This window comes from Candidatus Kerfeldbacteria bacterium, from assembly GCA_016214565.1.
Taxonomy (GTDB): Bacteria; Patescibacteriota; Patescibacteriia; order UBA10025; family JAHIVO01; genus JAXDBW01.
Genome location: JACROE010000002.1, coordinates 822,859 through 845,734 on the forward strand (window position 1 = coordinate 822,859; position 22,876 = coordinate 845,734).

The window sequence follows — 22,876 nt, forward strand, 5'->3', positions numbered from 1 at the left end:
TATGGAAGAAACATCAATGCAAGCACAGCCAAATTCCCGTCAGATATTTTTTTGGCGGGTGGTGATTGGCGTGATGGGTACGTTGGGCGTGGGCGTCATTGTATTTATCATTTGGATGATTGTTACTTATTTCCAGGCGAATGCCTGGGCGCGGGTGCCGGCCTGCGGTGAACTGCGCAGTACTGCCGCTACACAGCAACTGCTGCAGCAATCCGCTGGACAGATTGACGGTATTAACGAGCGCGGAGGCAGCGATGTCGCTGTAAGTCCTCGCAGCGATTGCCCGGGCAAAGCCGTTATTCAAATGTATTATGGTACCCATAGCCAGGGCAGCGCTATTCGCGAGTTCCTCGGTGATACGTTTAATGGAGTGCCGTATCAAATGATGAATATATAAGTCATCATGTTATCCGTTCAAGGGTTAACAAAAAAATTTAACGATTTTACCGCCGTCAATGATATCTCTTTCGAGGCGCACGCCGGTGAGATTTTTGGCTTGCTTGGACCCAATGGCGCGGGTAAAACAACCACCATCCGCGTCATAGCGACTGTGTTGCAACCAACTAGCGGTACGGCCACGGTGGCTGGTTTTGATATTGTGCAGCAGCCGGAAGAGGTTCGGCGGAACATTGGGTTACTGACCGCTGACATCGGCCTGTATGACCGCTTCACGGCACGGGAGAATCTCCGCTATTTTGGCCGGTTGTACGGCATGGGCGGGGAGTCACTTGAGAATCGCATCAATGATTTAGTTCGAATTTTGCACATGGAGCGATTTGCCGATCGCCGGGCGGGAAAATTTTCTACGGGCATGAAGCAGAAAGTGGCTATTGGCCGTTCGATTATCCACGACCCAAAAGTTATCATGTTTGACGAACCAACTGCAGGACTGGATGTGCTCGCGGCACAAACGGTTATTGCTTTCATGCAGCAAGCGCGGGCAATGAAGAAATTAGTTGTACTGTCGACTCACGATATGTTTGACGCGGAGAAATTGTGCGATCGAGTTGCCATAATTCACCGTTCAGCACTGGTAGCGGAGGGTTCAGTTAAAGAACTTTTGGCACAGACAAAGCAATCAAATCTTGAAGCGGCTTTCACGAGTATCGTGGGCACCGAAGCAATGTTTGAGGCGCAAGCGGCAGCTGAAGAGAAACAGTTAGCCATGATGAACAGTAAAAAGAAAGGTTTGTTTGGTCGATGGAAATAATATGAAAGAAATTTTAACGGTTTGTACAAAAGAATTATTGGATAATATTCGCGACCGGCGGACGCTGATGACGGCTATCCTCATGCCCATTATCCTCATGCCAATTATCCTTATTGGTTCATTTAAATTGCAGGAATATCAAATCAAGCAAGCTGAAGAAAAAGTCGCCATCGTTGCGTTAAGTGATCAAGCGGTTTCTCCAGTGTTAACCGAGTATCTCAAATCGCAGGATAAGATAGAACTTGCCCCGACAACTGACTATGCAGCAGATATTGAGGCAGGTACTCTGGCCCTATATATTGAAGTACCCGAATCATTTCAGTCATCGCTTGATGCTGAGGTGCCAACCTCATTGATCATTCATTATAAGAGTTCAAAGACTGACTCAACCACAGCATTAACGAAAGTGATGGCGGTTTTGGAATCATTTAACCAAATTGAGGCGACACAACGTCTAACGGCAAAAGGTCTTGATCCGCAATTGATGACCAGCGTTATTCCCCAAGCTCAAGATATCGCCTCAGCAGAAGAGCGTGGCGGTTTCTTTGTCGGATTTCTGTTACCCATGTTTATTGTTATCTTTGCCATTGTCGGTGGCATGTATGTGGCGATCGACGTGTCAGCTGGGGAAAAAGAGCGAAAAACATTAGAAGCATTACTGTTGGTGCCTATATCGCGGTTCAAAATTGTGATGGGCAAATATCTTGCAGTTACAGTTATGGCAGTAGTTACCATCATGTTGTCGATTGCCTCGTTGTATACTTCATTTAGATTCTATACGCCGAGTCTGGGGGCAGAGGGGGATATCGTAATTAATCTGACCCCAGGTGCCATTGGGGTGATGCTTGGGATTGGTGCGATTTTGGCTGTGATGTTTTCTGGATTGTTACTTTCAGTGGCTATTTTTGCAAAAAGCTATAAAGAGGCACAAAATTATATTTCGCCATTTTATTTATTAGCGGTGCTACCGGTTGGGATTGCTAATTCTTTGCCTAGTTTTCAGCCAAGTTTGATTATGTTTGTGATTCCTGGTATGAATGCCGTATTTGTCATGAAAGAAGTGTTATTAGGAATATATGATTGGCCGCATATTGTCGTTACGCTTGTTTCTTTATTGGTTTTTGCGGGAGCAGGGATCATCGTGGCAAGTAAGATTTATTCTAGGGAAGGCATCCTGTTTCGGGATTAAAAAGTTGTAAAATTCGCTTTACTTTCGTCTTGACGAGACGGGCTGGTTTCGCTATGGTGGCGCTAGGAAAACAAGCGACAATTCAAACAAACAGAGGCCATTCCATGCAAATTTCCAACGTCCAGCGTACCATTGCCCGTGCGGTGATCGGGTACTTTTTCCGAGAGGAAAATTCCGGGTATATCGGTGAAACGAAAGTATATAACTTTTTTCGGTCAGGAATTCCATCGACAAAAACACCGGTTCCGGTAGTGAGATTGCCCAGCGATCGGCTGATTGATTTGCCTATTGGTTTTGCTGATCCAGTCAGTCTGTGTTGGTATCTCGAGGAGGCGTTAGGCATCCCCCGCATTCCCCGCGAGCGTCGCCGGCGGATCCCTACCGTTGAGGACATCCAGGATCTTCCGGTACTCGCCAATCGACATGCTGATTTCGATATGACGATCGAATCGTTTGCCCGTGGCTTAGCTACCTGGCTCAAGCGTCGTCATCCTGACGTATTACAGCGATTGCACGTCGCGTAACCTGGCTTTTCGCCAGACAAAATGCACCCCACGTTGTTCATATGATCAGCGTGGGGTTTCTTATAATTGGTTGTATCGGTTGTTAACCGATCTGAAGTTCGGCAAAGAGCGTGCCGGCCATTTCGTGAAAATCCACGATCCGTCCCTGGTGGGAGGTGGGGGGCTGGTTGAAGCGTTCACGAGCGATGTCCACGGTGCGGTTTGTGTGGCTTTCGATGATCTGCCGTTGATCGGGAGTGATGGCAATTTTGATGGTGCCATTTGGGAGTGCGCGATTGATGAGAACATTCGCGCTCGGGACAGTTAGGCTATGATTTTTGCCTGGAAACTTGGAAACGACAAGGTGCATGAGAAACCTCCAGTGGTGGGGCTAAGGTTGAGTGTTAGCTACACTCTATCAGTCATTTGGCGTATGTCAATATCATTATAAAAAACCCGCCAAACTCTTTGTTTGACGGGTTGATGATAGTTAGCTCTACAGTCTTACACGTGGAAAACCACTACGGCGACATTTGGGTTATCGGTACACGGAGAGATGCAGCCAACTTGGTTGTCGTGTGAATTTTTCTCGAAAATCCACAAGATGGTTTGATTCAACGGTTGGGGAAAGGGCGGCTTCCGGATGGTATATCCGGCCTGTCGGAGCTGCCGGGTGGCGCGGCGGCTTGCTCGGCGATATGCGCTATTGTGTGGTGCCATGGGTTTTGTCCTCCAAGAACGATGTTTGTATGATTTTTATTTAATTACACAAAAAAATCTCCGATGTACGGAGATAGTAATGATTGAATATTATCTTCCCCGTGAACGGGCAGGAATGAGCACCTTTCGATTCCTCAAAAAAAGAGGAGGCCCGTTCGGCTTCATCCGGCATTGCCGGATTCCGCTCAGGGCACTTCGTGGTTGCTGGAACGGCATTGGGCCTGATCCCTTTGCATCCGTTCACTCTTGATAATGTTAATTGTTAATGTGTGAATATCAGGCTATCACAAATTAAAAATAATTGTCAAAATGATTTTTATAAATTGTACTAAGGTTAGCGAAAATCACATGATCCACCCATTTTTTAAAAGTCTGGGTCTTGATTTATTCGCCGACTTGTACTAGTATGAAGTCCATCTTAAGGTTAAAAACTGTTAGTATTTCTCTAACCTTAGCGATTAATTGTACTTTTGACCTATCGAATTTATCCGCCAGAAATTTTCTATGGAGAAACCTATTGAAAAAGCATGGTGGCAGCCAGCACTTGCGGTATTTGGTGAAGTTACCGGCTGGATCGTCGCACCGATTTTATTGGCGCTTTTTGGCGGTCGGTGGCTCGATGAGCGATTCCAGACTGACCCCTGGTTTTATCTGGGATTGACGGCACTGGCCGTTACGATTACCGTCGTCGGTTTAGTCAAAATTGGAGGAAAATATATTCGACAAGTCGAAAACATGAAAACAACTAAGAAGCCAGATGAGCGAAACAACCGAACAACTTGAAGTGACCGTCCAAAACACCGATACGACTATCGGCGGGGTGGAGGCTGCCGTGGCAGAAACTGAAACGACGACCGAGGCTGGCCATGAGCCGACATTATTTGCCGAACCGATTGCGCATCTTGGCGGTTTTACGGTCACTAATTCATTATTGAATTCATGGTTAGCCGTTGCCATCATTTGTCTCTTAGCATTTTTTGTGAGTCGAAAAGTGAAGCAAATCCCGCGCGGTATTCAGAATGTATTTGAAATAGTCGTTGATGGCGCTATGAAGCTGGCTGATTCCGTGACGGGCAAGCGGGCTATAACCGAGAAAATATTTCCTTTTGTTTTTACGCTTTTCCTGTTTGTATTAATCAACAATTGGCTGGGGTTAATCCCGGGCATTGGTTCCATCGGTTTTCTAGAAATGGAAGAAGGGCATGAAATATTTGTTCCGCTGTTTCGTGGTGGTACCGCCGATTTGAATACGACGTTAGCACTCGCCATATTCACCGTGATTGGTTCGAACGTGTTTGGCATTTTGATTGTCGGCGGATGGAAATATTTTAATAAATTCGTCAATGTACAAGCGTTGGTTGCAATTCCCGGGAAAGTGATCAAGGAGCCCACGTCAATTATTGTGAATCCTATTAAGTTTTTTGTCGGCATTATTGAAATTATTGGAGAGGTGGCAAAGATTGCCTCACTGTCATTCCGGTTATTTGGTAATATATTTGCAGGTGAAGTATTATTGGCCTCGATGGCGGTGATATTTGCGTTTGTGTTGCCCATCCCATTTATGTTTTTGGAAATCATTGTTGGTTTGATTCAAGCCCTGATATTCAGTATGCTGACGTTGGTGTATTTCTCAGTAGCTGCCTCTAGTGAAGAGCACTAGTTCATTTCATTAATTAATCAAGTACAGTCAGGTCACCGACGTAAAACTCAAAATATACCGTCGAGTAGGCATGATTGTCTAAGAAAGGAAAAACGAACATGGAAGGAGTCGATCTCACCATGCTCGCCAAGGCCCTCGCGATCGGAATCGGTTCAATCGGTCCCGCGCTCGCCATCGGTAAAATTGGTTCCAAAGCGATGGAATCAATTGGCCGCAATCCAGAAGCCGCAGGAAAAATCCTGGTCCCGATGCTTCTCGTTGCCGCTTTTGCCGAAGCTATCGCTATTTACGCCTTGGTGATTGCATTTGGTATCAAATAGTCAATTAACCATCAGTTGTCCAATTGCCCTACGGGTGCTGGACAACTGCGGTTAGCAGATTAATCACTACAACATTATTTATGGAAGAATTGGTACAAACATTTCACATTGATTGGAAATTACTCATTGCCCAGCTGATCAATTTTGGTATTGTTTTGGCAGTGTTATATTTCTTCGCCCTGAAACCATTATTGAAAATAATGAACAAGCGCTCGTCAGATATTGAACAGAGCCTGACCGATGCCAAACGCATCGAAGAACAATTGAAATCTGCTGAAGTAGAAAAAGAAAAGATTGTTACGGAAGCAAAAAAAGAAGCGCAGATTATTGCGGCACAAGCAGTCGCCGAAGCAGAAAAAATCCGCGAAGCAAAAGTGCATCAGACTCGCGAGGAAATGGAACGGATGACCGAGCGCGCTAAGCAGGAGATTGCCTCTGAGAAAGATCAGATGCTTAAAGAAGCCAAACAAGAACTAGCTGATTTGGTCGTCACCGCCAGTGCTAAAGTTATTGGAAAAGAATTAGACGCGAAAACTCATCATACCTTAATTCAGAATACGATTACTCACGCTTCTGATAAACATGTCTAAGATTACTCCCCGACAATACGCCGTAAGTTTATACGAGTCTGTGGTAGGTAAGACTCATGCTCAGATTGAACCATTGCTGCACTCATTTTTGGCTTTACTGCAGGAACACCGGGCGTTGTCACAGGCGGATAAAATTTTGACCGCCTTTCGTACGTATGCCTATCAGCAAGAAGACATCGTGGCCGTGACGGCTACGACCGCGCATGAGATTGATCACGCTACGACCGCATCGATTATTAAAAGCTTAGAAAGCGCATTGGACAAGAAAGTGGTATTGCAGCCAGCGGTTGATCCAGAGCAGATTGGCGGATTGAAAGTGCGATTTGGCGATGTGGTGGTTGACGGCAGTATTCGTACAAAATTAGCGGCATTGAAAGATCATTTGCAAAAATAAAAAGGAGCCGATCATTATGACCGACTCCAGTGAGAGAGGGGACGGCGTAGGCATCTACGCGATAATCATGAACCACATCTTGCACAGTGGATTCAGGCATTCAAGCCAACCAGTTCCCTGACAGGGGGCCTGACAATGCGGGCAGTTGCACTCATGTGCTTCCATGTATAACCTCCAATCTAAACGTTAAGAACTATTTTAATCAATATTTTACCTAATACCCTAGCACAGTTAATAAAAATATGTCAAACACAGACTACATCATCGAAGAATTGAAAAAGCGGATTGCTGATTTCAAAGCTGACACCAAAACCGAAAAGGTTGGGACAGTCGAAGAGATCGGAGACGGCATTGTCCGTTTATCTGGTTTGTCTGACGTACAAGCGTCGGAAATGATTGAATTACCCGGTGATAAATATGGCGTGGCGTTAAACCTCGAAACTGATACCGTCGGCGCTATTATCCTCGGTGATCAAGAAGGTATCAAAGAGGGTGACACTGCCAAGAGTACTGGCCGTATTCTGGAAGTGCCGGTCGGTGATGCTATGGTAGGTCGGGTGGTGAACCCATTAGGGCAGGCGATTGATGGTAAAGGTGATATTAAAACTGATACGTATTATCCAGTGGAAAAAATTGCTCCACGTGTTATTACCCGAAAATCAGTTGATACACCACTCCAAACTGGCGTCAAAGCAATTGATTCTATGATTCCGATTGGTCGTGGCCAACGTGAATTGATCATCGGCGACCGTCAAGTGGGTAAGACCGCCATCGGAATTGATACGATTGTCAATCAAAAAGGCACGGGGGTTATCTGTATCTACGTGGCGATTGGCCAAAAAGAATCAAAGATTGCAAAGATTGTGGCTGAACTTGAGCAGGCGGGTGCCATGGATCACACAATTATCGTGGTAGCCGGCGCATCTGATCCAGCCTCATTGGCCTATATCGCGCCCTACGCCGGATGCGCTATGGGTGAATATTTCATGGACCAAGGCAAAGACGCTTTGATTATTTATGATGATTTGTCCAAACACGCTTGGGCGTATCGCGAAATTTCATTGTTGCTCCGACGGCCACCAGGTCGTGAAGCCTATCCTGGTGACGTGTTCTATCTTCACTCACGGTTATTGGAACGCGCGGCGCGCTTAAACGAGAAATACGGTGGTGGCAGCTTAACCGCGTTACCGATTATTGAAACGCAAGCAGGTGATATCTCAGCCTATATTCCGACTAACGTGATTTCCATTACTGATGGCCAGATTTACCTTGAGCCCGATTTGTTCTACCAGGGTATCCGTCCAGCCCTAAACGTCGGTTTGTCAGTGTCACGTGTCGGTTCGGCCGCACAGATCAAAGCCATGAAGAAAGTTGCAGGTAAATTACGTTTGGACCTGGCGCAATATCGAGAACTGGCCGCCTTCGCCCAATTTGGTTCGGATCTGGATGAGGCAACCCGCAAGCAATTAGAGCGCGGTAAACGATTGACGGAGATTCTCAAACAGAATCAATACCAACCAATGCCGGTAGAGCACCAAGTCGCTATCATTTACACCGCCGTCAATGGTTACCTGGATGACGTAGCGCCGGAAAAAATTCGTGAATTTGAAGAAGCGTTCCACCAGTATCTCAATGCCTCGCACGCTGATCTCATGAAACGGATTGTCACGGAAAAGGAAATGAAAGAAGATTTGGAGAAGCAATTGATTGGCGCGATTGAGGATTTCAAAAAGACGACCGCGTTTGTCACGCCAGCTGCATAATTAGTTACAAACGATACCATGCCTTCAGGCACAAAAGAAATTCAACGACGCATCCGTTCCGTCACCAACACTAAAAAAATTACCAAGGCGATGGAACTTGTTTCGGCTGCAAAAATGCGCCGCGCGGTGCAAGCCGTGCTTGCGACGCGCCAGTATGCCCGGACGGCATGGAATATCGTGCAGGATTTAGCGGCCAAGACCGATCCCGAACAGCACCAGCTCCTGCAAACCCGTGAGAAAATCCAGCGAATTGGAATGATTATGATCACGTCAAATCGAGGTCTGTGTGGTGGATTTAATCGGGAATTAGTCGAAACCGCTGGTAATTACGCATCCGCTCAAGGAGTGCCTGTCGACGTCATTTTGATGGGCAAAAAGGGGAGCACGATTCAGCGTCAGGGACATACCATCGTGGCTGATTTTGATAAGTTGGACGTTGCCGAAAGCGTCCGGGATGTACAAGCCATGGCGCGAATGGTCATCACTGATTATCTAGATGGGAAATATGACAAGATTGCCATTGCCTATACTGATTACCAGTCAGCTATCAAGCAAACGCCGCATATCCGACAGTTGCTGCCAATAATTAAAGAGGACGCCGAATTAGGGCAGACAGAGGGTGCGGCCGAGATAGCTACGAAACAGGACTTTGAATATATGTTTGAACCGTCACCGGCCGCTGTCCTGCAGGCGATGTTATATCGGTTAACCGAATTGCAGGTCTATCAAGCATTGCTCGAGTCAAATGCATCTGAGCATTCAGCTCGTATGTTCTCGATGCGCAATGCATCTGATGCCGCTACTGATATGATCAAAGATTTGACACTTACATTTAATCAAGCCCGCCAGCAAAGCATTACCAGTGAATTGGCTGAAATCAGTGCCAGTCGAGCGGCAATCACTTAATTTAATTTGATATTATTAATTTTGTTACCGTAAACCATTATGTCAGCAGTTAAAGGATCAATTTTTCAAGTAATCGGCCCGGTCGTTGATGTAAAATTCGACAGCGCGCCGCCGGTCATTTATACGGCACTCGAAGTACACCGCACTCCCGGGGATCCCGCGACGCGGGTTGTCCTCGAAGTGCAGCAGCAGCTCGAGGGTAATGTGGTGCGTACCGTGGCCATGGACTCGACTGACGGGTTGCGTCGCGGCATGCCGGTCGAAAACACGGGCGCTCCGATTTCCGTCCCCGTCGGAAAAGAAACGCTTGGTCGTATGTTTAATCTTTTGGGTGAACCATTGGATGAAAAAGAACCGGCCAGCAAAGAATCAAAGCGCTATCCGATTCACCGGCCAGCCCCACGTTTTGATGAGCAGACCTCTCACGCGGAGATTCTTGAAACTGGAATTAAGGTTATTGACCTTATTTGTCCGGTGGTTAAAGGTGGCAAAGTTGGTCTCTTCGGTGGTGCGGGTGTGGGTAAGACCGTGGTTATTCAAGAATTGATCCGAAACATTGCAGAGGAACACGGCGGTTATTCTGTCTTTGCCGGCGTCGGTGAACGTACGCGTGAAGGTAATGATTTGTATCATGAGATGAAACAATCCGGTGTGCTCGCAAAAACTGCGCTGGTCTTTGGCCAGATGAATGAACCGCCAGGGGCACGTGCGCGGATCGCCTTATCAGGATTATCAATGGCAGAATATTTCCGCGATGAAGAAAATCAAGACGTACTCTTCTTTATTGATAATATTTTCCGGTTTACCCAGGCAGGCTCTGAAGTATCTGCGTTGCTCGGTCGCATTCCTTCAGCCGTGGGTTACCAGCCAACGTTGGCCACAGAAATGGGTGAGCTTCAAGAACGCATTACCTCAACCACCAAAGGCTCGATCACCTCAGTGCAGGCGGTGTATGTACCGGCTGATGATTTAACCGATCCAGCACCAGCCACCACCTTTTCTCACCTTGATTCCACTGTCGTATTATCTCGCGCTTTAGCTGAATTAACGATATATCCTGCAGTCGATCCGTTGGATTCCACTTCGACCATTCTTGAGCCACGTATCGTCGGTGAAGAGCACTATGCAGTCGCTCGTGGCGTACAAAAGATTCTGCAGCGCTACAAAGATCTTCAGGATATAATCGCCATTCTTGGTATGGATGAATTATCCGACGAGGACAAATTGACCGTTACCCGAGCGCGGAAAGTGCAACGGTTCCTCTCCCAGCCATTTTTTGTGGCCGAACAATTCACGAGCACCCCGGGTAAGTATGTCCCGCTCAAAGATACCGTTCGTGGATTTAAAGCAATCCTTGATGGTCAGTATGATGATGTCCCGGAACAGGATTTCTACATGAAAGGCGGCATCGAAGAAGTTCGCGGAGCGAAATAAACACGCGTAAATAGTCAATCACTATGGCAGATACATTACAATTTGAAATCATTACTCCGGACGGCACGGTTTTTTCTGAAGCAGTAGATGAAGTGGTGATTCCGACGCCGGATGGTGAAATTGGCATTCTACCGCACCATGTGCCGTTAGTGTCGCTGCTTCAGGCGGGCGAGGTGAGGATTAGAATTGGTGATGAGATTACCTTTTTAGCGGTTTCAAGCGGCCTACTCCAAGTGCATCCTGATAAGGTGGTAGCATTAGCAGATACAGCAGAGCGCGCAGAGCAGATTGACGAACAGCGTGCTGAGGAAGCGCGCACACGAGCTGCGGAGCTCATGGCGGACAAACGGGTTGACTCGGAAGAATTTGCCGCGCTGTCAGCCAAGATAGAAAAAGAATTAGCGCGACTACGAGTAGCAAAGCGCCGCACGACACGACGCGTCGACACCATCCGTCCACAGTTATAAATTAGACACCAAGCTGTCAATTTCAAATCATGACACGGTTGACTCCGGGTACTCAAAGTCGCTACACTACGTGTATCCGCTATTTTATAGTTAGCATGGAGGATTATATATAATGGTTGTCGAAATTCACATCAAGCCATCGCAGTGGTTGCCCGTGCTGGCCGTTCTTGGGTTACTGGTTGGAGGTTGGTATGCTATTACTTATGACGTACAGCACTCCTCGATTGTGACGCCGACTGAATCATTGGTAAATCCGGACACGCTTGCCAAGAGGAATGCCTTGCCAGCTTCGGTTTCTATTCCCGCTTTGATGCAGCGTGAGTATACTGGCACTGATTTTATTTTGGGACCGACGCTGGAAAAAGGAGTGGGGTACAATCGATATTTCATGTCATATAATAGCGATGGTCTGACCATTACGGGTAGTATTGCTGTGCCGACCAGCGAAGGTTCGTTTCCTCTTGTTGTATTGAATCATGCGTTGGTTGATCGAGAGGCGTATAGAACCGGCGATGTATTAATAGCTGAGCAACGATATTTAGCACAACATGGGTATGTAGCACTTGTGCCTGACTATCGCAATCACGCTGGTTCAGATGACGACCCAAATGTTGATCGAGACCTTCGTTTTGGCTATGTCATTGACGTGATTAATGCTTTGCAAGCTGTCGAGCGAGCACAATTAGAATTTGTGGATACTGAACGAGTGGGTATGATCGGATATTCCATGGGCGCGGTGGTGGCGCTCGGCGTGGCAGTAGCACAGCCGGATTTGCTTGACGCTATTGTGCTCTATTCTCCAATCAGTGCTGATATGTGGGTTAATTACCAGCGCTGGATGGCGGATTTGCCGATCGCAAATGAAATTATTAAGCTATACGGAACCATTGAGTCGAATGAGAATTTTTGGGAAGAAGCGTCACCGGCTCATTACCTTGATAAGATTCTAGCGCCAATATTAATTCATCATGGTACCGCAGATACGTATGTGCCAATTTCGTTTTCAGAGGAATTAGTTATTGCTTTGAAAGCGGCGAATTCAATTCCTGTTGTATTTAATAAATATTTAGACCAAGGTCACGAATTTAATTCTGCTCATGATGAGGCGCTTGATCGCACGGTTAAATTTTTAGATGAGTATTTGAAGTAAATAGATCTGACCACGACAAGAGGAAGACTGATATGTGTTCCGTTTTTTATATTTGACAGTGGGAGCTGTTAGATTCCTTGCCCCCACCCCTCTTGACAGCCAGTCGCAATAGTGAGAAGGTTACTTACTTTACCGCCCCCTTTTCAAAACAGCTCGTTTCAGAGCACAACTCGCCTAAAAGGAGGTGATGACGGTGGCAACACAGCATCATGCCAAACGTTCGAGATGGTCTCGGCTAGTACATACAACGTACAAATCTCGAGGCTGGTGGGTCGACTTTCCCACGCTTGCGCTGCTTGGGCTTTTTCACTGGCATTTTTACTCGAATGGCTTCCATGCCGTTCCTGATGAAGCGCCTGAATTCTGCTGGACCGTCCTGGTCATGTATCTCATGATCAAGGAAAAGGTTCGGTGGGAACATATGGAAATGCTCTCGCGACGCGGCAGTGTACTCGTCGGCTTCTGGATGTTCTCGGCGCTTGAATTTTTTGTGGTCATGGCATGGGATGGACATCATTTTCAAATGCCACCGCAAATGATTGCGACGACATTGATCGTACTCGGCGGTTTCGTCGGAGTGCTGCCCGTGAAGTATTACTTCACCAAGCGGTTCCCGAATGCCTCGGGTGCGTTCCAAGTCAGCCGAAACGACTAGATTCACGCATGCTCTCTGGAATCCCGACGGATCCCAGAGAGCAATTTTATTGTATGATATCATGCCTTGACATGACCGCCGACGTCCGCTACAGTGAGCGGTACTTTTTGCTCCTTATCATTTGCATAAATGTAACGTGGGTATATTTCGTAAACCTTACTTTTTGGAGGATGTATGACGGGTATTATAGTTGCAGGTACAGAGTTTTTGATTGACTATGTGTTGCCGGGTGGTCGGTCGAGTGACGGGGTAAATCGAACGATTGCCACAGTTACCGAAGTGAATCCTGATGATTCAATCAGTGTCCGATCGGACGGTTTTCCGCAGCTCTGCAGATTGCGGAGTACCGGAGCGGGTTGGAGCGCTGTTTTTTCTGACCGGAATGAAATACCGGTTGTTGCCTGCAAGTTGATCTAGCCGCTTGCCGCGGCTCATTTGTCTTCGCTCCTGGTGTGCATATGTGCATGCCAGGAGTATTTTTTATTTTCTTGACAGCTATTGATCAATAGTATACTAATACTCGTATGTCATTATTTTCTATTTAGAGTACTGAAGCATTGTATCTTTTGAAAGAGAGGTTAATACATGGCAGGAGGTTCGTTCTTTGAGTGCCCGGTGTGCAATCAGTCGGTTCATGTTGGATCAAACGGTTTGTTTGATGAGCATGATAACAAAAGTGGTAAGCCATGTCCCGGAGCAGGTCTCCGAGCACGAGGCGGGCCATCTAGTTTTCAGTCGCCGGGATTTCCGCGCAGCAATTTTCATTCAGGCCAGTACACTGGACCGCAACCGCGTCATCGTGGAAGAATTGGGTCAAAAGCCAGACGATTTAGAAATTGGTAATAACCGATTTTGTGAATCTGTAGGCCGTTTCGTATGTGAAGCGGCCTCTTTTTTACAAAAAAAGAACCCCGTGGTCTATCACTCCACAGGGTCACCATAGCAATTCCCAACCATATCACCGTTTACGACGCGGTGCCAGGACTAACGGTAGTCCGACACCAATGAGCATGAGTGCGAGCGCGACTACTGGCATAAACCAGACGATTATGATTGCAACTGCAATCGAGACCCATCTGATGAGTACCAGCCAGAGCGGCCGCCCACGTACTGTGGTCATGTCCATCACCTCCTTTTTGGGTATTTGGCATGTCCATAGGTAAGTGTAGTCCTTTTAGTATACATGATGCAAGGCATAGGATATGCATCAATTTTTTGATATACTGAGATCATCATTGAGAGAGTTTAAATGTATATGGACAAAACTCGTCCCCCGCACTGGACTCCGCCAGCTGGGCATAAGTCAGAAATTGAGGGAACTTCGGCAATGGCGCAGAATGCTCAATCAGCGACCGAAAAACCAAAAAAGCACCATGGTTGGCTTATTTTCTTTGTCGTAGTGTTTTTACTCATTATTGGTATAGCTACTGCTGTGGCGGCTACGGGCGTCTATGCTGTTCCCGTCCTCACCGGGGTGTTTAAATCGGATCAGCCGATTGATCTCGGCATTAGCAACGATCCAGCATATCTCGAAACGTTGTATGCGAAAGTACCGATGACTATTTCAAGTACGCGAACCAATTCGTTAGTGAATATGTTTGAGGGGCAGATAGATGTGCACATGCGCGGTACGTCCGAGGAGATTACGGCTTGGCTAACCCGGTTTGAAGGGGATAATCCTGCATTTAGTAACGTACAAGTAAATATGATTGAGGGCGGCATGGAAGTATCGGGCATAGTTAACGAATACATCCACGCGCCTGCCTATATCAAGGCTGGCGTAACAATGTCCACAAATAAATCAATTGATCTTACTGTTGCGGCTGCAAAAATAGGTCGTGTATCAGTACCTCAGCATTATCTCGACGATGTTGAAAAATATTTTGAAGACCACATTAATGCGCAGATGGCTCGCACCGAAGGCTTTTCCATGGAAAAACTCGAATATCATTCTGGTTATAGTGATTTCGTTGGCACCTTGCCCGCACGTGCATTTTCGCATGATCGCGGATGGAGTGCATTATTAATTGATTAATTATTTATTATGGATCAAATTCAACAATCAGCTGATCAATTGCAATTAAAGTTAAAGCGATTACGTCGGTTTAACATCATTATGGCTTTTTTGCACGCGGCTCAGGGCGCGGCTATGTTGCTATTGAGCTCTTCATTTTCACTTTCAGTAACTAGCGCATTTGTACGGATGGACTTCGAATCCGGCAAGTTGCAGCCATATTTACAAACAGTTTTTGAACTTCCTATCGGGTTTTTGGTTGCGTGCTTCTTATTTTTGTCTGCAATAGCACATGCGCTTATTTCATTTGTACCAGCTATTAGCGCCTGGTATAACCGCAATTTGCTCAAAGGGGCGAATTACGCACGATGGGTAGAGTACGCTTTTAGCTCATCGGTGATGATGGTGGTGATTGCCATGTTGGTTGGGATGTATGACGGTATCAGCTTGTTATTCATTTTCTTTCTCAATGCTATGATGATCCTGTTCGGTTGGATGATGGAGCTGCACAATCAAACCACCCCAAAAACAAATTGGACAGCATATATTTTTGGTTGTATCGCCGGTATTGTTCCGTGGGTTGGCGTTGGTATCTATTTGTTTGCGGCGGGTGAAGGGGATGCGAAAGCACCCACATTTGTCTATTGGATCTACTTTTCGATTTTTCTATTTTTCAATAGTTTTGCCGTTAATCAAGTATTACAGTATAAAAAAGTGGGGAAGTGGCAGGATTACCTGTATGGAGAGCGGGCGTATATTATCCTTAGCTTAGTTGCAAAATCATTATTGGCATGGCAGGTGTGGGCAGGGACACTGCGACCAGTGTAGTCTATGACAAAATATAATCATCAGTCAGTTCAAGCCACCGGCGCCTCCCTGCGCGAAATCGTATTTGGCATGGAGGATGGCATGGTTTCCACCCTGGGAGCGGTGACTGGCATCGCCATCGGCAGCCAGGATCATTTTATGGTGGTGATGGCCGGTATGGTTATTATAGCGGTTGAGTCTATTTCCATGGGTGTTGGTTCATATCTATCAAATCGTTCACAACAAGATCTTCATCATCGGGTACTGCACGAGGAACGTGAGGAAATTAAGGATTACCCCCATGAGGAGCAACACGAATTAAATCGGATGTTTATTCGAGATGGATGGCCGCCACACTTAGCCGAGCACATGACTGAAGTGGCAGCTAAGGATCGCCATCTTATGCTTCAGGAAATGGCGTATCGTGAATTAAACATTGCCGGCACTTCACATGGCACTCCAATTCGAAATGGTATATATATGTTTATTGCTTATGTGGTTGGCGGAATGGTTCCTTTGCTTGCATATTTATTAATGAGTGTTTCTCAGGCAATGCCCATTTCGATTGTTGTCACCCTACTGGGATTATTCGGGCTGGGAGCGGCCACTACTCGATTGACGAAGGGGGGATGGTTTAGATCAGGACTACGCATCATGATTCTTGGCGGCTTGGCAATGGTGATTGGATTAGTCGTAGGTAATTTTGCAAAAGACCTTAAATAATAAAATCGACACGCAACGAAGGATAGCTGCGTGTCGGGAGGATGGGCGTGATGTGTATTGTATCATCACGCTGGTTTTGTTTTGCTGTGCGATACGGTTTCGAAGAGACCGAGATCGAAAATGCCGATGACCTCACCATCCACGACATAGGAGTCGGGACTGGTGCTGCCGGAAAAGAACGAATCGCCCGGGTGGCCATACATTAATTGCATGGTGTTTTCATCAAAGCGGATTTTTGCCGCTGCCAGCACATCGGCGTACGTGGCACGAAGTTCTACTTCGGTGAGTTCAACCACGATGGCTGGTTGAGCAGTTTTACCCTGCGCAATTCGGAGTATCGTGCATTTCATATGCCTACTCCTGACTAGAGGTTAACGAAGGATAGTGGTTATATAACGATCTATATTACATTATGGCTCGGTGATAGTACTGCTCATGGCATCACGCGTCAAGTTATTTTGCGGTGTCTGAGTTGCCAGCGAGCGGCGGGCTGGGGTAGGATAGCAGTATATGGATAATGATCAATTTGAAAAATATATTCATGAGGCAATTGCCCGGGTACCTGCGGCAGTGCGTGAGCGCATAGAAAACGTGGCGTTTGTCATTGAAAATGAACCGCGTGCGGCACGAGCGACGGAGCGTTCAATCAAGGCTCGAGGCACGTTATTAGGGCTGTATCAGGGAGTCCCATTGCCGAAACGCAGTGCATACTATTCTGGTGTGCTACCGGATAAGATTACTATTTTTAAGCAGGCGATTGAACATGTGGCAGGACCAGATGTTGAGCATATTCGTCAAACTGTCCATGAAGTGGTGCATCATGAAATAGCCCATTATCTAGGCATGGATGAACGAGCTGTGCGAGCCTGGGAACAGAAACGGAAAATAAAAAATACCCGGCGCACAAATCTCTCATGAGATATGATACGCCGGGGCTTTCTGTGGAGACCAGAAATGTTACGGTGCGGATGAAGCTGACAGGCGGGCGAGGTCGTCCAAACAGGCGACTTGATTGCCCACAAATTTGAGGATACTCACACTTCCCTTCACGGTGACGGTGGTATACCGGCATGACCGGCCAAGTATTTTCTTGACGGCATTGTCAGCGGTATACACATAGGTGTAAATGGGAGGTACGAGAGAGGCTTGCATGACAGCGATCTCATCTTTGAGAGCGGAATCAATCGCGCCTGGTTCATCCTGTGCGACGACGATAGTTGGGGATGGCATGATGCCTTCTCCTCAGTTAAAATGTTGTGAAAATAAGTTTGTGCTATTTGTAGAACTATCGATAGTATCAAATCATTGTTTGTTTGTCAAGATTGGCGATGATGGTATGTACTATACTTGATAATACTATCTAACGCGATGTGAATGTGTACATTACTGTTAACAGCTGTTGGTTAGAAATGAGTATTTAGAAAAGCGGGCAATAAATACCGCGTGAGATGCATTGATAGTAAAATAAAAAAATACCGCCCAATTTCTCTCGAAAGAAAAACGGGGCGGTCGTGTGGCAGTGGCGCGGATACTAAATCCGTACGATTTGCCAATACTGGCGGATGCCGATCTTACCAGGCAGTTGCAGTTCATTCTGCAGGGTGAGCCAGAATACCCAGTGCATGAGCAACATCTTATTTCGCTCGAGCACTACGGCCGGATTATCCAGCATGTCGCCAGAGAGTGGTTCGCGCGTGTAGTCGCGGTTCTGATCAGTGGCGATCAGGGCTCGTTTCACGCGGGAAACCTGGAGGGTGTAGGCGGCATACAGTTGTCGAAACCGCCGCGGCAGTCGTCCTATGACGGATTCAGTTGGCGCTACCGGCGCTAACATCCGAGCAGTAATTCCAATATCTGCCCGCTCAATGAGAGATTGAATCCAATCAGGTTGCTGCACGCAAACCTCCCTAGTTGAAGTGGAACAATACTATACTATCGGAATGAGAGTATAGCCGGACATTGTAGCCGAAAGTGGCAACTTTGTCAAGTATGGACGATTGAGTGTTGTAAAAAAAGCCATCGTTGACGACGGCTTTTGGCGAGAATGCAGAGAGTGAGCAATGTTGCTAATCAGAGAAATTCCTCCTCTTAGGTTTTTCTGGTCGAACCGGCCAGACGTCATAGGGATCAGTAACGACAGACCGTGGTCCAGAATTTGTTTCTTTCCTGAAAACTTCTGTCGGCACCGTAGTGGTGACTCCCATGTCATCACTGCTGGTGACTGGCGGGGTCGTGGGACGAGATTTCCCTAATGTCCCCAGGGATCGGATCATGTGTAGGAGTGTTTTCACGCGGCCCTCCATGGTCGGTGAGTGGTTTTATTTTTGAAAGAATATGGAGTGATTGTAGGCGCCTGAACGGTGAATGTCAATAATTATTTTCAGTAAACTCTTGACAACGTAGGATATTATTGGTATAGTGGTCGGTAAACATTTCAATGCTCAAAACGAGCAGCGAAAACTAAAAAAGAAAAAACGTTAATTACATACAACTTGGAGGACAAGTCATGTGCGATCAAGCTTTCCCGCATTTCTATAGAGTAGGCGGGTGTGCTCGTGCGTTACATCTGCGGCGGCTTCAGTATGTGAGGCGGCAATTTGACGAAACGGTCGCGGATCCGCGCCAACTAGCGTCCCAGGACTATGCCTGGGTGGAGCGTCACTCCCGGTTTGCTGAAAATCTCAGGGAAAAATGGGTGGCCGCTGTTTCGTCGCAGTTTTTTCAGACGGGCATTCATTTGCGAAATCTCTGGAATGACCAGTTTTATTTCCGCATTCCGCGACGAGTGCCTTTCCCTAAGGTTCAGATTCTGGGAGCGAAAGCATTTTTAAACGAGTGCCCGCTGTGTTGCACGACATCAGTTGAGTTGCTCAGGTTAACTAGTGGTGATGCTACGCTATCACATTCGCGGGTTCGTTGGCTCTTTATGGGGTCGGTTGATCCGTCGCGGTGCACGCATCATGTGCCGGTTGATGATGTTTCATGGAAGATAATCAACAACGCACTGTATCTGTTTTGTTCAGATACAGTGAAGGAGGTTCATGAGGAAGTCATTTGTTCTCAGGTGTGCGGGTAATGCATGGCGCGCCACTGTCCGTTTTCTCCGCAGACGAGAGAAATTTACCTATCAGGGGGTTGGAGTCTGTCTCAAACGAGGACGTCATAACCTCGATGAAATGAAGACTGGAGATCAATTCTGTCGGGTCTGCCATCAGGTAAATCCAAGTCAACTATCAGGGGATTCACGCAAGTGAATCCCTTCTTTTTTTATTTAAATAATTACGTTATACTAGCAGTATGCAATTCACCCTCCGACTTCATCGCGCTTTCATGACCGCTGCCCGGTTGCATGGAGGCCAACGACGCAAAACGGACGACATACCATACGTGACCCATTCTTATGCTGCAGCCTTTATCGTATCTCAGCATACGCAGGATGAGGATATTATTATTGCAACCATTCTTCACGATGTGATTGAGGACGTGGCTGGTTATTCTACTCAAGAGATGACTCGAGATTTTGGGGAGCGGGTGACCTCATTAGTACTTCAAGTGAGCGACCCGGAAAAAGTTCCAGATATGACTTCAGCAGATGAGCGTGCTACATGGGAAACTCGCAAAACTAATTTTATTGAACATTTGCGGAAAGCCAGTTCTGATGCCCTGATGATTGTGGCTGCAGACAAGCTGCATAATATGGTGTCTACGGTAGAGGCATATGGGCGTCATGGCAAAAGTATTTTCAAGAAATTTAATTCGCCGATTGTTCGGCGGCAGTGGTTTCATGGCGAGGTCGTCGCATTAGTGAAGCAGAAGCTTCATAACGCTTTGGCGGATGAGCTAGAGCAAGTGTATCGAGAGGCAAATCGAGCGCTTGACGTCAGCAATAGTTGATAGTAGGATTTTAAAAAATAGTACCATCCCCACAACCACGGAGGTCATAATGCAGAATGCTTCAGGAACGAGGCAAGTTGTTATTCAGTGTCGGCTGTGCCCGAAAACGTTTATCGCCGATGATAAGATGGCGATCCCCCCGAGCCACACAAATGGCAAAGGAAACTTTTGCTTCGGATCATATGATCCGGGGGAATTCAAGTGCTATGCTGATGAGTATCCGAAACCCGGCGTGGCTCGTCCAGAAAACATTGAAGTTCACGTCTGAGTCACATTTTCTGTCATCAGTATTGCAAACCGCTTGTTGTTAATTCAACCGGCGGTTTATTATTTGCATTAGCCACGGTACTGCGGTAAGGTAATGTAATTAATAAAATCAAAACAGAAATCGCCTTTTAAAACCCTTATTTTTGGAGGAATTAGTCATGAACATGCGTAAAATTACCCGCGCCCTTATATCCGTTTCGGATAAGGCAAACTTGACCGGTTTGGTCGCCAGTTTGCACAGCCATGGTGTGGAAATTATTTCCACCGGCGGCACATTCAAAGCGATTCAGCAGGTTGGTATCCCCGTCATTCCGGTGAGCGACTTCACTGGCTCTCCTGAAGTGATGGATGGTCGCGTTAAGACCATTCATCCGAAAATCGCCGGCGGCATCCTCTTCCGAAGAGAAGAGACGAATGACTGGTATGCACTAGGTCAGCTGGGTGGTAAGCCCATTGACCTGGTCGTGGTCAATCTGTATCCCTTCCGGGAGAAAGTTGCGGCTGGTGCCTCGCACGCGGAAATTGTTGAGAATATCGACATTGGTGGGCCGTCACTACTCCGTGCCGCGGCGAAAAACTACGATGACGTAGCCGTCATTACCGAGCCGGGCGATTATATTCGCTTGATGACGCAACTCGATGCCAATGACGGACAGACTGAACTGGCATTTCGGGAGGAATGCGCGGGGAAGGCATACACACTGACAGCTGCGTATGATAAAGAAATTGCGAAATACTTCGCGAGCTGTCAGGCGCGATAAGCCTATTCTTGAGCACGAGCTGCGTGCCAGACCGCTGGATGTTTATTCATTCGGCGGTTTTATTATTTGCCAAGTTTTATGACTAGGTATAAGATACTCAAATTACAGAAATATACATAGTTTCCTTACCATAAACGCCTCTCATGATGAGGGGAGAAAGAGAGTGAATCTCATGGATTCGCAGAATGTGCAATTTGCCGATCAATTGGTGAATTATTGTACTGAAGTCAAACCGGGCGAACTCGTGATCATTCAGGCAAATGATGGTACTCCATACGACCTGATTGATGCAGTGATTGACTCGGTCAATCGTGCGGGCGGCAGTGTCGCTGCGGTCTGGTTGAATTCTGATCGCGTTACGCGAAAGGTATTCAGCCAGCTGACGCCGCATGCTGAGCGCATCTGTCATGCTGGACCGCTGGTCCAGGCCATGGCGACGCAGGTGTGCATCGTCTTTCGGGGTTTCGATAACATCTACGAATGGGTCGACGTGCCGAGAGACAAAATGCGTCTCGCCTCAAGCGGTATGGGGAAGCATCTCCAGGATCAGCGCATTCAGCACACCCGTTGGATCCTCACTCGAATGTGGACGCCGGGTATGGCACAGCTGGCAGGCATGAGCCAGTCGGCATTTCATGACTATTACATGAAGACAGTGCTGCTGGACTACGGTCGGATGTCGCGGGCCATGGATCCGCTGTTTGATCTGGTCAATCAGACCGAAGATGTGCGGATCAAGGGTCCGGGCAAAACCAACCTCCGATTCAGTATCGCAGGGATTGGTGCCGTCAAATGCGACGGCAAGCGGAATATTCCCGATGGGGAAGTCTACACGGCGCCGGTACGTGAATCAATGAATGGCGTGATTCAGTATAATACCGTCACGGTGACCAAGGAGGGTCAGCGGTTCGAAAATGTCTGCTTCGAAGTGAAACGGGGTAAGATCATCAAGGCCACCTGTGGTTCTGGTGACGAGCGTCGACTGAATGATTTCCTCGACACTGACGAGGGTGCGCGCTATTTCGGCGAATTTGCCTTTGGGGTCAATCCCCACATCCTGATGCCGATCGGTGAGACCCTCTTCGACGAGAAGATCGCTGGTTCGTTCCACCTCACCCCTGGCCAGTCCTATACTGGCACGCCGGCTGAAAACGGGAACAACAGCGCTATCCATTGGGATATCGTCTGTATCCAGCGTCCTGAATTCGGCGGTGGAGAAATCTGGTTCGATGGAAAGCTCATTCGAAAGAACGGTCTCTTCGTTCCGAAGCGGCTGCTCGGACTGAATCCTGATCAGCTGATAGCTGCTTAATCTCTATCCTCTCGTTTTTTCCCGCGCCCGCTGTTCGACTATTGGACAGCGGGTATTTTTTTGTAAGTTGAAAGGTAATTTGACGATTTTTCATGGGTACGCTAGGGTGAAAATAGATAGAAAAAAAGAACATTAAC

General features: G+C 47.1%; 31 protein-coding genes and 1 riboswitch. Of the genes, 25 read left to right on the forward strand and 6 right to left on the reverse strand.

The annotated features are described in order from the left end of the window. Position 1: 1 nt before the first annotated feature. The 4 genes from HZC01_03950 to HZC01_03965 all read left to right on the forward strand — a co-directional run bounded on the left by HZC01_03950 (position 2) and on the right by HZC01_03965 (position 2,923). A complete protein-coding gene (locus tag HZC01_03950; GenBank protein ID MBI5037825.1) occupies positions 2 to 397 on the forward strand; it encodes a hypothetical protein in 396 nt (131 codons plus the stop codon). Between the two features lie 6 nt (positions 398 to 403). Continuing rightward, positions 404 to 1,210: an ATP-binding cassette domain-containing protein gene (locus HZC01_03955; GenBank protein ID MBI5037826.1), complete on the forward strand. Its 807-nt coding sequence runs from the start codon at positions 404 to 406 to the stop codon at positions 1,208 to 1,210. 1 nt (position 1,211) lies between these two features. Next, entirely contained in the window at positions 1,212 to 2,399 is a 1,188-nt protein-coding gene (locus HZC01_03960) for an ABC transporter permease (GenBank protein ID MBI5037827.1), read from the forward strand. A gap of 104 nt (positions 2,400 to 2,503) precedes the next feature. Further along, on the forward strand, positions 2,504 to 2,923 hold the full coding sequence (locus HZC01_03965; GenBank protein MBI5037828.1) for a hypothetical protein: 420 nt from the start codon (positions 2,504 to 2,506) through the stop codon (positions 2,921 to 2,923). An 82-nt stretch (positions 2,924 to 3,005) separates the two neighbouring features. On the opposite strand, the gene HZC01_03970 is transcribed toward HZC01_03965, so the two are convergent. Further along, on the reverse strand, positions 3,006 to 3,272 hold the full coding sequence (locus HZC01_03970) for a hypothetical protein (GenBank protein MBI5037829.1): 267 nt from the start codon (positions 3,270 to 3,272) through the stop codon (positions 3,006 to 3,008). Positions 3,273 to 3,709: 437 nt separating this feature from the next. Beyond that, positions 3,710 to 3,878, reverse strand: a riboswitch (SAM riboswitch). A 248-nt stretch (positions 3,879 to 4,126) separates the two neighbouring features. Here HZC01_03970 and HZC01_03975 point away from each other — a divergent pair. The 13 genes from HZC01_03975 (at position 4,127) to HZC01_04035 (ending at position 13,904) form a co-directional block, all read left to right on the forward strand. Beyond that, a complete protein-coding gene (locus HZC01_03975) occupies positions 4,127 to 4,405 on the forward strand; it encodes an AtpZ/AtpI family protein (GenBank protein MBI5037830.1) in 279 nt (92 codons plus the stop codon). After that, complete coding sequence (gene atpB / locus HZC01_03980; GenBank protein ID MBI5037831.1) at positions 4,380 to 5,282, forward strand: F0F1 ATP synthase subunit A; 903 nt, start codon at positions 4,380 to 4,382, stop codon at positions 5,280 to 5,282. The genes HZC01_03975 and atpB overlap by 26 nt, the downstream gene beginning before the upstream one ends. A 98-nt stretch (positions 5,283 to 5,380) precedes the next feature. Further along, complete coding sequence (gene atpE / locus HZC01_03985) at positions 5,381 to 5,602, forward strand: ATP synthase F0 subunit C (GenBank protein MBI5037832.1); 222 nt, start codon at positions 5,381 to 5,383, stop codon at positions 5,600 to 5,602. Positions 5,603 to 5,682: 80 nt separating this feature from the next. Continuing rightward, positions 5,683 to 6,192 (forward strand): F0F1 ATP synthase subunit B, encoded by a 510-nt coding sequence (gene atpF, locus HZC01_03990; GenBank protein ID MBI5037833.1) that lies wholly within the window; start codon positions 5,683 to 5,685, stop codon positions 6,190 to 6,192. Between the two features lie 40 nt (positions 6,193 to 6,232). Next, the gene (gene atpH, locus HZC01_03995; GenBank protein MBI5037834.1) at positions 6,233 to 6,586 is read left to right on the forward strand and encodes an ATP synthase F1 subunit delta; all 354 of its coding nucleotides are present in this window, start codon (positions 6,233 to 6,235) and stop codon (positions 6,584 to 6,586) included. A gap of 242 nt (positions 6,587 to 6,828) precedes the next feature. Beyond that, positions 6,829 to 8,349: a F0F1 ATP synthase subunit alpha gene (locus tag HZC01_04000; GenBank protein ID MBI5037835.1), complete on the forward strand. Its 1,521-nt coding sequence runs from the start codon at positions 6,829 to 6,831 to the stop codon at positions 8,347 to 8,349. Between the two features lie 18 nt (positions 8,350 to 8,367). Continuing rightward, positions 8,368 to 9,255, forward strand: coding sequence for an ATP synthase F1 subunit gamma (atpG, locus tag HZC01_04005; protein MBI5037836.1), 888 nt, complete (start codon positions 8,368 to 8,370; stop codon positions 9,253 to 9,255). Positions 9,256 to 9,294: 39 nt separating this feature from the next. Continuing rightward, the gene (gene atpD / locus HZC01_04010; GenBank protein MBI5037837.1) at positions 9,295 to 10,689 is read left to right on the forward strand and encodes a F0F1 ATP synthase subunit beta; all 1,395 of its coding nucleotides are present in this window, start codon (positions 9,295 to 9,297) and stop codon (positions 10,687 to 10,689) included. Between the two features lie 23 nt (positions 10,690 to 10,712). After that, a complete protein-coding gene (locus HZC01_04015; GenBank protein ID MBI5037838.1) occupies positions 10,713 to 11,156 on the forward strand; it encodes a F0F1 ATP synthase subunit epsilon in 444 nt (147 codons plus the stop codon). 112 nt (positions 11,157 to 11,268) lie between these two features. Beyond that, complete coding sequence (locus HZC01_04020) at positions 11,269 to 12,306, forward strand: alpha/beta fold hydrolase (protein ID MBI5037839.1); 1,038 nt, start codon at positions 11,269 to 11,271, stop codon at positions 12,304 to 12,306. Positions 12,307 to 12,493: 187 nt separating this feature from the next. Beyond that, positions 12,494 to 12,961, forward strand: coding sequence for a hypothetical protein (locus tag HZC01_04025; GenBank protein ID MBI5037840.1), 468 nt, complete (start codon positions 12,494 to 12,496; stop codon positions 12,959 to 12,961). Between the two features lie 174 nt (positions 12,962 to 13,135). Continuing rightward, a complete protein-coding gene (locus HZC01_04030) occupies positions 13,136 to 13,378 on the forward strand; it encodes a hypothetical protein (GenBank protein MBI5037841.1) in 243 nt (80 codons plus the stop codon). 217 nt (positions 13,379 to 13,595) lie between these two features. Beyond that, complete coding sequence (locus tag HZC01_04035) at positions 13,596 to 13,904, forward strand: hypothetical protein (GenBank protein MBI5037842.1); 309 nt, start codon at positions 13,596 to 13,598, stop codon at positions 13,902 to 13,904. 15 nt (positions 13,905 to 13,919) lie between these two features. Here HZC01_04035 and HZC01_04040 read toward each other — a convergent pair whose 3' ends face one another. Beyond that, positions 13,920 to 14,081 (reverse strand): hypothetical protein, encoded by a 162-nt coding sequence (locus HZC01_04040; protein ID MBI5037843.1) that lies wholly within the window; start codon positions 14,079 to 14,081, stop codon positions 13,920 to 13,922. 135 nt (positions 14,082 to 14,216) lie between these two features. Here HZC01_04040 and HZC01_04045 point away from each other — a divergent pair, with 135 nt between their 5' ends. The 3 genes from HZC01_04045 to HZC01_04055 are packed head-to-tail and all read left to right on the forward strand — an operon-like array spanning position 14,217 to position 16,505. Beyond that, positions 14,217 to 14,996: a hypothetical protein gene (locus HZC01_04045; GenBank protein MBI5037844.1), complete on the forward strand. Its 780-nt coding sequence runs from the start codon at positions 14,217 to 14,219 to the stop codon at positions 14,994 to 14,996. A gap of 9 nt (positions 14,997 to 15,005) precedes the next feature. Continuing rightward, complete coding sequence (heR, locus tag HZC01_04050) at positions 15,006 to 15,803, forward strand: heliorhodopsin HeR (protein ID MBI5037845.1); 798 nt, start codon at positions 15,006 to 15,008, stop codon at positions 15,801 to 15,803. 3 nt (positions 15,804 to 15,806) lie between these two features. Then, the gene (locus HZC01_04055) at positions 15,807 to 16,505 is read left to right on the forward strand and encodes a VIT1/CCC1 transporter family protein (GenBank protein ID MBI5037846.1); all 699 of its coding nucleotides are present in this window, start codon (positions 15,807 to 15,809) and stop codon (positions 16,503 to 16,505) included. Between the two features lie 65 nt (positions 16,506 to 16,570). Here the strand turns inward: HZC01_04055 and HZC01_04060 are convergent, their stop codons facing one another. Then, positions 16,571 to 16,855, reverse strand: a complete 285-nt coding sequence (locus HZC01_04060) for a hypothetical protein (GenBank protein ID MBI5037847.1) — start codon at positions 16,853 to 16,855, stop codon at positions 16,571 to 16,573. A gap of 160 nt (positions 16,856 to 17,015) precedes the next feature. Here HZC01_04060 and HZC01_04065 point away from each other — a divergent pair, with 160 nt between their 5' ends. Further along, positions 17,016 to 17,423, forward strand: a complete 408-nt coding sequence (locus HZC01_04065; GenBank protein ID MBI5037848.1) for a metallopeptidase family protein — start codon at positions 17,016 to 17,018, stop codon at positions 17,421 to 17,423. Positions 17,424 to 17,462: 39 nt separating this feature from the next. Here the strand turns inward: HZC01_04065 and HZC01_04070 are convergent, their stop codons facing one another. The 3 genes from HZC01_04070 to HZC01_04080 form a co-directional block, all read right to left on the reverse strand. Continuing rightward, entirely contained in the window at positions 17,463 to 17,735 is a 273-nt protein-coding gene (locus tag HZC01_04070; protein MBI5037849.1) for a hypothetical protein, read from the reverse strand. A 301-nt stretch (positions 17,736 to 18,036) separates the two neighbouring features. After that, a complete protein-coding gene (locus HZC01_04075) occupies positions 18,037 to 18,402 on the reverse strand; it encodes a hypothetical protein (protein ID MBI5037850.1) in 366 nt (121 codons plus the stop codon). Positions 18,403 to 18,571: 169 nt separating this feature from the next. Next, positions 18,572 to 18,778 carry a hypothetical protein gene (locus HZC01_04080; protein ID MBI5037851.1) on the reverse strand — a complete coding sequence of 69 codons (207 nt, stop codon included), beginning with the start codon at positions 18,776 to 18,778 and terminating at the stop codon, positions 18,572 to 18,574. Between the two features lie 233 nt (positions 18,779 to 19,011). On the opposite strand from HZC01_04080, the gene HZC01_04085 reads away from it, so the two are divergent. The 4 genes from HZC01_04085 to HZC01_04100 all read left to right on the forward strand — a co-directional run bounded on the left by HZC01_04085 (position 19,012) and on the right by HZC01_04100 (position 22,739). Continuing rightward, a complete protein-coding gene (locus HZC01_04085; GenBank protein MBI5037852.1) occupies positions 19,012 to 19,581 on the forward strand; it encodes a hypothetical protein in 570 nt (189 codons plus the stop codon). A 221-nt stretch (positions 19,582 to 19,802) separates the two neighbouring features. After that, on the forward strand, positions 19,803 to 20,399 hold the full coding sequence (locus HZC01_04090; protein MBI5037853.1) for an HD domain-containing protein: 597 nt from the start codon (positions 19,803 to 19,805) through the stop codon (positions 20,397 to 20,399). Positions 20,400 to 20,824: 425 nt separating this feature from the next. Beyond that, positions 20,825 to 21,427, forward strand: a complete 603-nt coding sequence (locus HZC01_04095; GenBank protein MBI5037854.1) for a hypothetical protein — start codon at positions 20,825 to 20,827, stop codon at positions 21,425 to 21,427. Positions 21,428 to 21,599: 172 nt separating this feature from the next. After that, positions 21,600 to 22,739, forward strand: coding sequence for an aminopeptidase (locus HZC01_04100; protein ID MBI5037855.1), 1,140 nt, complete (start codon positions 21,600 to 21,602; stop codon positions 22,737 to 22,739). The last annotated feature ends 137 nt before the right edge of the window (positions 22,740 to 22,876 follow it).